The following is a 13,933-nucleotide window of genomic DNA, read 5'->3' as shown; positions in this document are numbered from 1 at the left end:
CCTTTTCTTGAGAAAGCGAGTTATCTTTGTTTGGAGACATCAAGTTGTATCGATGTACCATGATTGATTCCATCGCCAGCCGCTAGGATGAAGTACCAACCGGGAGGTGGAGAGTCAATTCTGATGTACTCACTACTACCAAGGTTTTGAGAGGAAAACTCAAATTGGTTGATACTTGGCCAATAAGGACTGACATACAAATCCGTATTACCGCTACCGTGTTGTGTTCTAACTTCCAGAGTACTGTTGTGTTGGGTGACCTTGATGAAATAATAGTTGTCACCTTGTGCAGTACAGACGGGAGAACCACTCTGCAATTCGCTAAAGGAGATAGGAGCAGAAACAGCACACTGGTCTGAGATGACTTTAGGCTGCTCTCCAGGTTCTTTATTTGCTTGGTGTTCACCCAATGCGATAGATACCCCTTGGTACCCCTGTTGTGAGATGGCACTTAGGTAGTGGCGTCCCCGATTTAGGGTGATGATCAGGACTTGTTCTGTGCCTTCTCCCACTGATTCAGCTAACGCATTTTCCTCAGATGCCCAAGTTGTTGGGTGATAGTAGAGTTTAAGATCACCCTGACCATCGCGACTGCTCAGGTAGACAGTGGTGTTATTTCTCTGAACATCAAAATAAAAGTGCTCAGTTAAACCAGTGATACACTCGCCTTGATCTCTTGTTAGCTTTTCACCGGATTGTAGGGTTTCACCCTCCGAACACTTGGAAGGCAGGTAAAGAGGTACCCCCTGATAGTTGATTGCTTGCAGTTGAAGCCCATCAGGATCTGACTCCTCCGACTGAGGAAGCCAAGCTTGCAGGCACTCTGCGCTTTTCACACAAGGGTCGGTGAGTGCTTTCATAAAGTTAACCAAATCGGTTTTCGATTGATCTGACAAGTTGAGTTTTTGTAGCACAGGGGCACCATCGGCAATTTCATCATCAATGATCTTGGCGGCTTTATCTGTATTCTCTCTTGTCTCTGGGAACAGACTATTGCAATGTTCAATGTCTTTAAACTGCGGTTGTTCACACCAGCCTAGCTCATCGATGTACTGATCGAGTATCTGATGATAATCATCATAATGATCAATTACTTGTTCGAGTGTATCGTAACTTCCAGCATGGCCGAATGGTCCGGTGACTTCGATGTTTAATAGCGTACCAGAGCGAAAACTATAAATGTCGTCTTCACTTTCATTGCGATGGGCACGGCCTAAGTCATTGGTTTCCATTCCTGGTTCTCCAGTTCCGGGGCCAATTTGTGGGAAGGCAAGGCGATGATAGTTTGAATCTTTTGTTTGGCTAAAGGAGTCCGTGTTATGGCAACCAATACATTGGGTGGGTAAGAAGTCTGGCTCATTACCACCATCAGACGGAGGGGGCGGCATGTAGAGGTATAGGTAAGCACCGCGCTTTTGTGAAAGGGTGAGCGCAGACAAATCCCCTTTTACGTATCGGTTCCAAGCATTGTCGGTAAAATTCATTGATTGTTGGTACGCAGAGAGTGCTCGGGTAATGTTGGCAAACGTCACAAGCTCTTGAGGTGATTTGTCTTCCCCGTAAACGGATGAAAATTTTTCTACCCAGTGATTGCGAAACAATTCGCCTTTCGCGTCACCATAGTCGCCAATTCTTGCCGCGAGATGTGCTCTTACAGCTTGATTAGAGGCATCCTGCATGAAATCAAAACCGCGCATTTCTGAGGCTGTGACCGGTGGAAAGCGAGCTTGAGCTGCTAACAAGGTATCACCTGCGTTTGGGTCAGCTTCACCAAACGCCACATCGGGGGTGCTGATCCCTTTTGAGGGATCAAGCCAATCAACAAACTCTACGCGTGCATCGCGAAACAGACTGCGTTTGTATAAACCTGCATTGAAGATCGTTGGAGTGTTGCGTGCTACGTAGAATTGGCCAGTCGTCGTTTTTCGGCCTGGACCCAGTACATCTTCATTCTCAGCCAGTGTACCGACTGGAAGTGATAACCCGTCTCCACCACCAAGGTAGGGGTGATGACAGCTGGCACAAGCGACGTCTTTATTGCCACTCAGTGCTTTGGAGAAAAATAACAGTTTGCCTAGTTTTACTTCTTCTGAATCCACACTGGGTATCTCAAAACCTTTGTTGGGCTCCCCAGTCAGGCTGTGTTGCTCAATCAGTTTACGTAGTTCTGTATCCAGATCATCGGGGATAGGGATCGCCATTGTTTGGGATGCTAGCCCCAACGTCAGGGCGAATAAACACGCTTGCTTTTTCATCGCTTTCTTCCTTGTGTGCAGTAATAGATGGGATACTAGGAAGGCGAGGGTTAAAAAACGGTTAAAGCGGACGAAATCAAATTGTCTTGGATGGAGTAAGTTTACTAATCTTGATGCATATCAAGGTTAGTGGTGAAATGTAATCTAACTCGAGTAGAAAAGGTTTTGAGCTTAATGCTCGAAATCTCAATAAGTAAAAGGTATAACGTAGCCTTGTTTCTAGTTGCTTTGTAAGCCGCATTGGCGGCTTTTTTCACGCTTGAGGAAGTGTTTATGTTCATCGTTTATCGTCTTTTGAAGTTGGCGGTTATCTGTGCTGTGTTTTTCACCATTTATGACTTGATTGAAATGGGCCAAGTGACTTGGCCTATGCGCTTCTTTGGCCTTTAAGCTATTCACATCAATGATTGTCTGTAATTATATATTCGTCATATAACAGAAATACGGTTGTACGGAGTTAGCACATTGAGCGATAAAACAACGATCGTCATTATTGAGGATGAACCAGCCATTGCCGAAAACTTAATTCATGTTATCGAAATGGATGGCTATCAGACTGCATGGTTTTCAACCGCGAGAGAAGGGTTGGCCTTCATCAAGCAGAGCGAACCAGCGTTAGTGGTGCTTGATGTTGGCTTACCGGATGGGAATGGGTTCGAACTTTGTAAATCCATTCGAGAGTTTTCTGATGTGCCGATTATTTTTCTGACTGCGAGACATGAGGAAATCGATCGTGTGGTGGGGTTGGAGATTGGTGCCGATGACTACGTCACTAAACCTTTTAGCCCAAGAGAAATGCTGGCACGAATCAAGCTGCGTATCAAATCACGCCTCACTTTAGACCAACCGCCGAAAGAACATGAGAATGAGTTAAAAGCGGACAACTTTGATTACAGCGTTGGTGACCAATCATTAGGTTTGACTGCCGTTGAGTTTAAGATCTTAAGCAAACTTATCGCTGTATCCAGTCGTGTTTTAAGCCGTGAGCAATTGATGCAAGCGGCTGATATGACACCGTATACGTCTTATGAGCGTAATATCGATTCCCACATTAAAGCGATACGCAACAAGCTCAAGCCCTTTGCCATGAATGATCGTATTTGCACTAAGCGTGGTTTCGGTTACTACTACGAACAAACGGATGAGTAACGATGCAATGGCCTAAGATCCCACTCGGATTAAGACTGTTCTTTTTGTATTTTGTTCTTGTCGGTCTGACGGCCTATACCGTGAGCACTACGGTGATTCAGGAGCTTAAACCGACGGTTCGACAAACGACCGAAGAAACGCTGGTGGATATGGCCAACCTCTTGGCTGTGCTTGCGGAAGAAGACGTGGCGAATGGCCAAATTTCAGAGAGTCGATTCTCAACACTTCTTACTGCATATGGCTTAAGAGAGCCCAAAGCTCGTATCTGGGAAATCGGTAAGAAAGCGATCAATCATCGCATTTACATTACAGACAAAAATGGGGTTGTGATTGCGGACTCGTGGCAACAGGATGTCGGAGAAGATTATTCGAGATGGAACGATGTCTATCTCACGTTACGTGGTCAATACGGAGCGAGAAGTACTGCTGAAGATCCAGATGATCCTCTGTCAACAGTGATGCATGTCGCAGCCCCTATTTATCATAAGGGTGAAATCATTGGCAGCGTGACGGTGGCTAAATCCAACCGTTCGGTTCAGCCATTTATTGACCTGTCGAAGCGAAATGTCTTGTTTTGGATGGTGTGGATGAGCGGGTTAGTATTGCTGGCTGGGGCTTTGTTCGCATGGCGTATTCACTCGGCGCTGAATAAGTTGGAAAATTATGCGGTAAAAATGGGCCAAGGAGAGAAGGTCACTAAACCAAGCTTTCGCGTGTTTTATGAATATGGGACTTTGAGTAACGCATTAGAAAACATGCGTAATCAACTCGATGGTAAGCAGTATGTCGAAGAGTATGTGCAAACATTGACGCATGAACTCAAAAGTCCGCTTTCAGCGATTAAGGGAGCAAGCGAAATATTACAGATGCCGTTATCCGATGAAAAAGTAGCGCGTTTTGCGACAAACATCGAGCGCGAGAGCGATAGGATGCAGTCTTTGGTAGACAAACTATTGGAGTTGGCTCGACTAGAGAAGCAACCACATTTGGATAAGCAGGAACCGATCAACATCAACACTATGCTTAATGATATTTTAGCGGCCTCCGATGCTCGACTCAATGCTAAAGGAGTTACATGCGAAGTCGTTATAAAGTCTGATTTTGAGATCGTTGGTGATCGCTTTATGTTCCAGCAGGCCCTGTTCAACCTTATGGATAATGCACTGGATTTTGTGGATTGTAATGGCGCGATTCGTTGGTGTTACTCACAATCAGGTGATCGAGTTGCTTTGTCGATATCTAATGACGGGCCACGTATTCCAGATTACGCGATGCCAAGGCTTACAGAGCGATTTTATTCTCTTGCTCGCCAAAATGGCGTGAAAAGTACTGGGCTTGGGCTGAATTTTGTTGAGCAAGTTGCCAAACTGCATAAGGGTTCATTGCTGATTGAGAATGTCGACCAAGGTGTTAAAGCCACTTTGAGCTTTCCTTCTCCATAAAAACTCCATAAACGCTCCATCTCTTCTCCAAGTGGCTGTTTTACATTAGCCACATCAGTTAAGGAGAAAACAGATGAAAAAAATCTTTAATAATCAGCTTGGCATGAAGTTTGGCTTTGTGCTGCTTTTGTTTGTCTTATTACAAATCCCGGTTTCTATGGTGAGTGGCCTTGTTTCCGAGCGCGCTTACCGTCAGCAAGAAGTGAGAGAGGAAATCGCACGCAGTAGCAGTGGTGAGCAACGTATTATCGGTCCATTCATCGCGGTAGACTTCACCGAAACGGTTAGCAGTGAAGAACGGACTTATACGGTTGAGCGTCAGGCTTACATTTTGCCAGATACTTTTGATATGACAGCTCATTTAGACAGCTTCGAGAAATATAGAGGCATCTACAAAGCTCGCTTATACAAAGCGCAAAGTGCGCTCAAAGGATCGTTCGATCTTTCGTTGCTAAATAAGCTTAAGCAATATCAGATCAAAAAAGTAACTATGGTGGTTGGTATTAAAGATAGCCGCGGCTTAGTTAAGTTAGATGCAATGAAGCTGGGCAGTAAGACACTTAATGTAGTGCCGGGTACAGGTATTAAACAACTGGCTCAAGGTTTTCATATTTCACTTGATTTGGTTCATTTAGATCCTAACCAATCTCTTGATTTTAATCTGAGTTTTTTATTACAGGGGATGGGGAAACTTCAAGTCACACCAATTGGGAATACCACCTCAGTAACGCTGTCATCAAAATGGCCACACCCGAGTTTTATCGGTGATTATCTGCCAGTAGCGTCGGATGTGTCTGAATCAGGCTTTAGTGCAAAATGGGCTAGCAGCAACTTTTCATCCAATATTACGCAACTGTTTAAGAACTGCATGGAAGAAGCCTCGTCTTGTGATGAGTTAGAGCAACGTCAAATGGGGGTTGACCTCATTGACCCGGTTGATCATTACCTTAAATCACACCGTGCTATTAATTACTCTCTTCTTGTCATCACCTTAGTATTTGCCAGCTTCTTCTTGCTTGAATTGTTTCAGGCTCGCCCTGTTCACCCTGTTCAATATGGTTTTGTTGGCCTTGCTTTGGCGTTGTTCTATCTATTACTGATCTCACTCAGTGAACATACTGGTTTTAACTGGGCTTACGTCATTTCTGTTTTGGCTTCGACCAGCCTCTTGAGTGTCTACGTCAGCGGTATGCTAGACAACACCAGGCAGGGGGCAGTATTTGGAGCGAGTTTATTGTGTCTATACGGATTACTCTTCGGGTTACTTGAGGCAGAAAGTTACGCACTCCTGATGGGGACAGCATTGTGCTTTGTGATCCTAGCTTTCGTTATGGTTATGACCAGAAAAGTCGATTGGTATCAACGCAGTAAAAAAGTTGTACAGCCACCACAAGCTAGAGGAGAAGCGCAGAATGAGTGATACTAACCCGCATCGCATGATTAAAAAACGAGTACGACGCAGTTTGCTTGAGAAAGTGTTTATCTGGTCTCTTGAGCAAAGGTTCCGTGGATTCATCATGACCACTCGGCGATAACAAGGATTTACTCAGTCTGATAAATTTCCAGTGGTAAACCATCTGGATCCTGAAAGAAGGTAAAGGCCTTGCCGGTGAACTCATCAATACGTACGGCTTCGACGGCGACCCCTCTACCTTCTAGGTATGTTTTGACTTCTTCAACGCTATCTACCGCAAAAGCTAAATGACGTAGGCCTTGTGCTTCTGGGAAACTCGGCCTTTTCGGTGCACTGGGAAAGCTGAACAACTCAATTTGCGAACCGTCTGGGAGCTCTAAATCGAGCTTGTAAGAAGCTCTCTCCTTTCGATAGTTTTCTGCCAAGACCCTCAGCCCCAATACCTCAGTATAAAACCGCTTAGACACTGAGTAATCAGAGCAAATAATCGCTACGTGATGAATTGTATTAAACATAGGAGTTCTCGTTAATGGCTGGCGAGTTTATCGCCTAACGCTTGGCTAATGTAGTCGATAAAAACACGCAGACGAGCGGGCATGTATTTGGTTTGCGGGTACTGCATGGCGATGGCACCATGGTAATTACTTTTGATGGTCCAATCAGGGAGTACAGGCACAACCTGTTGTTTTTCAATGGCTTCTGCAATAACAAAGTCGTGAAATATGCCGATCCCTAGTGCGTTTTTTACTCCAGTGAGTCTCATTTGAGAGTGGTTTACTGCATAGCGACCTGACACCGTCATTGAATGGAATTCGTCGTCTTTGAAGAAGTCCCAGATGTTATCTCGTTCTGTTTCAGCTAGATATAGGCAATCATGCTGTTGTAGGTCGGTAGGGTGTAAGGGCATCCCGCGCCGTTCGATGTATGCGGGACTTGCACAAAGCACCAGATTCGTTTTACCAATTTCTTTAAGCACCAAGTTTTCATCGGGTCTATCGGTGAGTTTGAAGGCGACATCGATCCCGTCCCTGAGTAGATCGATCTCACCATCAGCCACACGCAATTTGAGCTGAATGTCTGGGTACTGTTTTAAGAAAGGCACGACAAAAGGCTGCAAAACAGAGTTGAGAAAGGCCTCTGGCGCTGCAATGGTAAGAGAGCCTGTTGCTTGTTTGTGATCAGTGGTTGAGAGCTCCCAAGCTTGCTGGGCGGCGTTTACCATCACGATCGCTTGATCGTATACCTGCTGTCCTGTCGGCGTGATCACCAGTTTTCGGGTGGTACGCTCGAACAACTTTGCAGATAGTGCAAACTCAAGCCGAGTGATCAATTTACTCAGTGCTGAAGGGGTCACTTCGAGCTTTTTAGCAGCGGCTGTAAAGCTACCTTCATCAACGATCAAAATGAAGGATGCAAGATCTGGGAGCAAAGCGATAAGTTTTGAATTAACCAAGTTGAAACCGTGATATGTCTTTAAATTGAGAATTAAATCGGTTGTTAATAATTTGTTGTATCGATAAGGTGGTCAAATGTTAAACAGCAAGAGGTACTCAAAGTGCAAGAACCAGGTTTTCTTCTTGACTTGGGATCAATGATGCAAGATATCTTGCTGGCCGCATTCGCAGTCGTATTGCTCACCATAGTCACCTTAGTGTTAGAAAAGTAACACGCGTGTTCATTTATGTCACCAAAACAGGCGGGTAGGTCAAAGTAACCAACGCCTGTTTTTGTTTCTTACAGTCTTTAATGCATTCCCATAGCTACACAGCACACTATATTTATCCACCTATACATCCATAAGTGTCTAATCTTGATTACTGTTAGACAGCAATTTTATATCTAATCGGAAAGATGGACTGTGACTTTTATCATAAAAAATCCTTATTTGTGCCTATGATTCACGAATGTTTTTCCACCTGATGGGATAATGAAAGTGACGTGCTTGAATTACACTTAAGGCAACTTTTTACGCCTTCGAAAAAACGAAGGTGATGAATAAGCAATGTGCTTAACATAATAACTAGGAAGGAATTTGAAATGTCTTCTGCATTCTACGAACAGATCAAACAACAGATTGAAGAAGTAAAGGCTGAAGGTCTTTACAAGTCAGAGCGCGTTATCACTTCTCAACAGCAAGCGGCTGTAAAAATTTCTACAGGCGAAGAAGTGCTTAACTTCTGTGCTAACAACTACCTTGGTCTTGCTAACCACCCTGAGCTAATTGAAGCGGGTAAAGCAGGCATGGATAAGCACGGCTTTGGTATGGCGTCTGTTCGTTTCATTTGTGGTACTCAAGATATTCACAAAGAACTGGAGCAAAAGCTTTCTACGTTCCTTGGTAAAGAAGACACAATCCTATACACCTCTTGTTTTGATGCTAACGCTGGTTTGTTCGAAACGATTCTGGGCAAAGAAGACGCGATCATCTCTGATGCGCTTAACCACGCTTCAATCATCGATGGTGTCCGTCTGTGTAAAGCAATGCGCTTCCGTTACGCAAATAACAACATGGAAGAGCTTGAGCAGCAGCTAATCGCGGCTAAAGAAGCGGGCGCTCGTAACATCCTTATCGTCACAGACGGCGTATTCTCAATGGATGGTGTAGTCGCTAACCTGCCAGCAATTTGTGACCTTGCTGATAAGTACGGCGCACTGACAATGGTCGATGACTCTCACGCGGTGGGTTTCATGGGCAAAACAGGCGCAGGTACCCACGAATACCACGATGTGGTTGAGCGTATCGACATCATCACAGGCACGCTAGGTAAAGCCATGGGCGGCGCATCAGGCGGCTATACTTCGGGTAAAGCAGAAGTGATTGACTGGCTACGTCAGCGTTCTCGTCCATATCTGTTCTCAAACTCGGTAGCACCAGCCATCGTTAATGCTTCTATCCGAGTTCTTGATCTTCTAGAGCAAAGTGGTGACCTACGTGACCGTCTATGGGAAAACGCAGCACATTTCCGCACTCGTATGGAAGCCGCGGGTTTCACTATGGGTGGCGCTGACCACGCGATCATTCCAATCATGCTTGGCGATGCGAAAGTGGCGGCTGAGTTTGCAGAACGCGCACTAGAAAAAGGTATTTACGTGATTGGCTTCTCTTTCCCAGTCGTACCGAAAGGTCAAGCACGTATTCGTACACAAATGTCTGCGGCACACTCGCGCGAGCAACTTGATCGCGCCATCGATGCCTTCATCGAAGTGGGTCGTGACATGGAGATCATTAAGTAATGAAAATTAAAGCGCTATCTAAGCTAAAGCCTGAAGAAGGCATCTGGATGACTGAGGTTGAAAAACCGAAAGTTGGTCATAATGACATTCTGATCAAAATTAAGAAAACCGCGATTTGTGGTACAGATGTTCATATCTACAACTGGGACGAGTGGTCTCAGAACACGATTCCTGTTCCTATGGTCGTTGGTCATGAATACGTGGGTGAAGTGGTGGCTATTGGCCAGGAAGTTCGTGGATTCGAAATCGGTGACCGTGTCTCTGGTGAAGGCCACATCACTTGTGGTCATTGTCGTAACTGTCGTGGCGGCCGCACTCACCTATGTCGCAATACTATTGGTGTGGGTGTAAATCGTGAAGGGGCATTCGCTGAATACCTAGTGATTCCAGCATTTAATGCATTTAAAATCCCTGAAGGCATCTCAGACGATCTAGCATCAATCTTTGACCCGTTCGGCAATGCTGTACACACGGCACTATCTTTCGACCTTGTGGGTGAAGACGTACTGATCACAGGTGCTGGCCCAATCGGTATCATGGCTGCAGCAGTGGCTAAGCACGTCGGTGCTCGTCACGTGGTGATTACAGATGTGAACGAATACCGTCTTGAGCTTGCACGTAAAATGGGTGTGACCCGTGCAGTTAACGTTGCGGAACAGAAGCTTGAAGACGTAATGGAAGAGCTGGGCATGACGGAAGGCTTTGATGTGGGCCTTGAAATGTCGGGTGTTCAGGCGGCATTCAGCACCATGCTGAAGACAATGAACCACGGCGGCCGAATTGCATTGCTAGGTATTCCGCCATCAGACATGGGCATCGACTGGAACCAAGTGATCTTCAAAGGTCTGGTGATTAAAGGTATCTACGGCCGTGAGATGTTCGAAACTTGGTACAAGATGGCATCGCTGATTCAGTCGGGCTTAGACTTGACGCCAATCATCACTCACCACTTTAAGGTTGATGACTTCCAGAAAGGCTTTGATGCGATGCGTAGCGGCCAATCAGGTAAAGTGATTCTCGACTGGGAATAATCGAAGCGAGATGCTGAATAATCAAAGGCGACAGGGAAACTGTCGCCTTTTTTGTTTTGGGCCGCCTACTACTTCTTAGTCAATGTTCAAGCTATATCAGTGAACTGTCTGGTTAGGTAATGAACATATAGCGGGAAGGTTTTAAATTAAATAAATGATAATAAAAACAATAGTTGTCACTAATAATTATTTAAATCAATAATATTGAAGAATATTATATTGAATGTCTCAATTAAAATCATTGGTTTAAGTAATAAAACAATCCTGACTTATATAATAATTAATTTATAAATATAATCGCACGCACTATTCATTGGTAAGAAAAATATCTCAAATGCAATTAAAACTTATCGTGCTTGCGTGTGCGTTACTTAGCTGCGCCTCTTCCTTTGCTACACAAAGTATCACCTGTGAATCGAACACCCCGGGAACTGTGCTGATTGAAGAAGAAGAGTTGTTTGTGGTTGTGAATGACCAACTTATCCGCAACTCTGATTACTGGCAAAACTTCCTTGCTGGCAATATCCAACTCTGCACTAGCCATGTCACGGATATGAGCCATTTATTTGCTAAAGACGAGTTCTTTAACCAAGACATCAGCCGATGGGATACTCGCCGCGTCATCAATATGGACGGCATGTTTTTAGGTGCTAAGCGCTTTGACCAAGATTTAACCGTTTGGGATGTTAGTAAAGTCAAACGACATACGGACTTTTCTAAAAACAGCGGTCTGTCTCAAGACGACCTTCCACAGTTTCCTCAATAACGTCTATTCAATTCTAGGAAAATACAATGAAACGTACACTTACGTCACTTTTCGTCGGCGCGTTAGCGCTCGCTGGTAATTCCGCTTTTGCCGCTGATATCTCAGTAAAATGCCCAGACCAAGCTGTCAACTCTGTGATACTTGAGAACGGGCAGGTTTATGTTGTGGTCGACAACACACTTATCAGAGACAAGACCATGTTGGATTATCTTGAGCGTGGCCAGATCCGCTTTTGTACCACGCAAGTCACGGACATGAGTAGGGTTTTTTATGATCGAGAATCCTTTAATGCCGATATCAGTGATTGGGATGTATCGAATGTAACGGATATGAACTTAATGTTTTTCCGCGCAAAAAAATTTAACCAAGATATTGGCTATTGGAATACTTCTAATTTAACAAATATACACCACATGTTTAACTTAGCGGAAGAGTTCAATCAAGATGTTGGCTATTGGGATGTGTCCAATGTAACGGATATGTCAGGCATGTTTTGGGGAGCAAGTAAATTTAACCAAAATATTGGTTATTGGGATGTCTCAAATGTCACGAATATGTCGCTGGTGTTCCATCGCGCCTATGCTTTTGATCAATATATTGGCCACTGGAATACATCTAATGTGCGCAGTATGCGTGGGATGTTTAAAGAGGCCTATATGTTTAACCAAGATATTGGTCGGTGGGACACGTCGAAGGTACGTGATATGCGCGGTATGTTTGATACGGCAAAAGCTTTTAATCATGATATTTCTCGGTGGGATACCTCCCAAGTAACAGATATGTCTTGGATGTTTTCAAGGGCACTCCTGTTTAATCAAAGTATAGCCGATTGGGATACGTCAAATGTAATCGATATGTCCTATATGTTTTATAGTGCAGAAAGTTTCAATCAGGATATCGGTAATTGGGATACGTCCAAAGTGACCAATATGGAATTGATGTTTCGCGAAGCAGAAAGCTTCAATCAGGATATTGGTCGGTGGGATACTTCCCAAGTAACAGATATGTCTTGGATGTTCGCAAATGCAATCATGTTTAACCAGAACCTTGCTGGCTGGGATACATCAAATGTAATAGATATGTCCCATATGTTTTATAGTGCAGAAAGTTTCAATCAGGATATCGGTAATTGGGATACGTCCAAAGTGACCAATATGGAATTGATGTTTCGCGAAGCAGAAAGCTTCAATCAGGATATTGGTCGGTGGGATACATCAAATGTAACTAATATGGCGCATATGTTCGGATTTGCAAAAGTCTTTGACCAGAATATCAGCCTCTGGAACACATCTAAAGTGACTAATATGAGTATCATGTTTACTGGTGCAGAAAGTTTCAACCAGAATATTAGTGGTTGGGATACCACAAGCGTTACTGATATGTCGTATATGTTTAAAGAGGCGAACGCATTTAATCAAGACATTGGTCATTGGGATACATCAAGCGTGACAAATATGAGCCGTATGTTTATGTCATCTAAGGCATTTTCCCAAGACCTGACTAATTGGAATGTGAGCAATGTGACAGAGCACGCTGAGTTTGCTGTTGACAGTGCCTTAACTCAAGAGCAACTGCCTTACTTCGTTGATTGATCTCTGATACCTAGTATTGTCCGAAAACCAGTGTTGGTGATACAACACTGGCTTTTTGTTTTAGGGCAAGATCAAACTGGCAATGTTAGAAAGACAAAGGCATCTTCCAGTGAAATTGACAAAAAAGTAACTTTCACTTTTTTGTATCCGGTTCCAAAATTCGCAGGTAATCAAAGTTTTCCTACTACTCATGGATTTGGTCATCGACTTATGATGGTGGCCGATCTTCCGTTGGTGACGATAATAAGGAAATAACATGAAAAACACATTGATTGCCGCAAGTTTGATGATTGCGATGGCGGGAACGGTTCAGGCCGCTGAATGGGGTTACAAAGGGGATAAAGGACCTGAACATTGGGGAGACGTTGCCAAAGAGTGTGCCACTGGCAAAAACCAAAGCCCGATTGATATCAAGGATGTGGTTGACGCGGAGCTGATGCCACTCAACATTGAATATCAGGGTATGGTGACTGGGCTGACGAATAACGGACATACACTTCAAGCGGTTGTTGAGGGGAATAACGCCGTGACAGTAGATGGAGTTGAGTTTAATCTGGCGCAGTTCCACTTCCATACGCCTTCAGAAAACCATATTCGTGGTCAACACTTTCCCTTGGAAGCGCATTTTGTCAATGCGGATAAAGATGGCAACCTAGCGGTTGTTGCTGTGATGTATAACGCAGCACCAGGGGAAAACAACCAGATCACACAGTTGACGGCTACCATGCCTGAACCCGGTCAAACCGTGAGGCTACAAACGCCGTTTGCGGTAAAAGATATGTTGCCTGCAACGGGAGAGTACTACCGCTTTAATGGCTCTCTGACGACGCCACCTTGTTCTGAAGGCGTACGCTGGTTTGTGCTTAAATCTGCGCAAACCTTAACGACGGAACAGGCAAAGCAAATGCAGATGGTGATGGGTAACAACAACCGCCCAATTCAAAAACAGAATGCTCGTGTCGTTCTCACTAACGATTAAAATAATCAGGCCGGGACATCCCGGCCTTTTCAGCGGCTGTGAAGCAGCACTGACATACCTTAGTCTGGCTT

The 13,933-nt window shown here is 44.4% G+C and carries 12 protein-coding genes; 9 read left to right on the top strand and 3 right to left on the bottom strand.

From position 1 onward, the window contains the following. Positions 1-20: 20 nt before the first annotated feature. A complete protein-coding gene (locus tag L1D15_RS04140; protein ID WP_239874762.1) occupies positions 21-2,255 on the bottom strand; it encodes a cytochrome c peroxidase in 2,235 nt (744 codons plus the stop codon). A gap of 465 nt (positions 2,256-2,720) precedes the next feature. Here L1D15_RS04140 and L1D15_RS04135 point away from each other — a divergent pair, with 465 nt between their 5' ends. The 4 genes from L1D15_RS04135 to L1D15_RS22030 all read left to right on the top strand — a co-directional run bounded on the left by L1D15_RS04135 (position 2,721) and on the right by L1D15_RS22030 (position 6,381). Continuing rightward, positions 2,721-3,404 carry a response regulator gene (locus L1D15_RS04135; protein ID WP_239874761.1) on the top strand — a complete coding sequence of 228 codons (684 nt, stop codon included), beginning with the start codon at positions 2,721-2,723 and terminating at the stop codon, positions 3,402-3,404. A 2-nt stretch (positions 3,405-3,406) separates the two neighbouring features. Then, the gene (gene creC, locus L1D15_RS04130; RefSeq protein ID WP_239864286.1) at positions 3,407-4,846 is read left to right on the top strand and encodes a two-component system sensor histidine kinase CreC; all 1,440 of its coding nucleotides are present in this window, start codon (positions 3,407-3,409) and stop codon (positions 4,844-4,846) included. Between the two features lie 73 nt (positions 4,847-4,919). Beyond that, a complete protein-coding gene (gene creD / locus L1D15_RS04125; protein WP_239874760.1) occupies positions 4,920-6,266 on the top strand; it encodes a cell envelope integrity protein CreD in 1,347 nt (448 codons plus the stop codon). Beyond that, entirely contained in the window at positions 6,259-6,381 is a 123-nt protein-coding gene (locus tag L1D15_RS22030; RefSeq protein WP_275658278.1) for a hypothetical protein, read from the top strand. The genes creD and L1D15_RS22030 overlap by 8 nt, the downstream gene beginning before the upstream one ends. A gap of 7 nt (positions 6,382-6,388) precedes the next feature. Here L1D15_RS22030 and L1D15_RS04120 read toward each other — a convergent pair whose 3' ends face one another. Together L1D15_RS04120 and L1D15_RS04115 are read right to left on the bottom strand one after the other, a co-directional pair. Beyond that, positions 6,389-6,775 (bottom strand): VOC family protein, encoded by a 387-nt coding sequence (locus L1D15_RS04120; RefSeq protein ID WP_239874759.1) that lies wholly within the window; start codon positions 6,773-6,775, stop codon positions 6,389-6,391. An 11-nt stretch (positions 6,776-6,786) separates the two neighbouring features. Beyond that, positions 6,787-7,713 carry a LysR family transcriptional regulator gene (locus tag L1D15_RS04115; RefSeq protein ID WP_239836183.1) on the bottom strand — a complete coding sequence of 309 codons (927 nt, stop codon included), beginning with the start codon at positions 7,711-7,713 and terminating at the stop codon, positions 6,787-6,789. A 584-nt stretch (positions 7,714-8,297) separates the two neighbouring features. On the opposite strand from L1D15_RS04115, the gene L1D15_RS04110 reads away from it, so the two are divergent. The 5 genes from L1D15_RS04110 to L1D15_RS04090 all read left to right on the top strand — a co-directional run bounded on the left by L1D15_RS04110 (position 8,298) and on the right by L1D15_RS04090 (position 13,862). Then, complete coding sequence (locus L1D15_RS04110; RefSeq protein ID WP_239874758.1) at positions 8,298-9,494, top strand: glycine C-acetyltransferase; 1,197 nt, start codon at positions 8,298-8,300, stop codon at positions 9,492-9,494. After that, positions 9,494-10,525, top strand: coding sequence for an L-threonine 3-dehydrogenase (gene tdh / locus L1D15_RS04105; protein WP_219348971.1), 1,032 nt, complete (start codon positions 9,494-9,496; stop codon positions 10,523-10,525). Before L1D15_RS04110 ends, tdh begins: the two co-directional genes overlap by 1 nt. A gap of 334 nt (positions 10,526-10,859) precedes the next feature. Continuing rightward, positions 10,860-11,291, top strand: coding sequence for a DUF285 domain-containing protein (locus L1D15_RS04100; protein ID WP_239874757.1), 432 nt, complete (start codon positions 10,860-10,862; stop codon positions 11,289-11,291). 26 nt (positions 11,292-11,317) lie between these two features. Beyond that, positions 11,318-12,883, top strand: coding sequence for a BspA family leucine-rich repeat surface protein (locus L1D15_RS04095; RefSeq protein WP_239874756.1), 1,566 nt, complete (start codon positions 11,318-11,320; stop codon positions 12,881-12,883). 256 nt (positions 12,884-13,139) lie between these two features. Beyond that, positions 13,140-13,862, top strand: coding sequence for a carbonic anhydrase family protein (locus L1D15_RS04090; RefSeq protein WP_206375215.1), 723 nt, complete (start codon positions 13,140-13,142; stop codon positions 13,860-13,862). The last annotated feature ends 71 nt before the right edge of the window (positions 13,863-13,933 follow it).

The sequence above is a fragment of the Vibrio sp. Isolate25 genome, from assembly GCF_022398025.1.
Classification (GTDB): Bacteria; Pseudomonadota; Gammaproteobacteria; order Enterobacterales; family Vibrionaceae; genus Vibrio; species Vibrio coralliilyticus_A.
The sequence above is the reverse complement of the archived record's forward strand: the minus strand, read 5'-3'. Positions and strand labels throughout refer to the sequence as shown.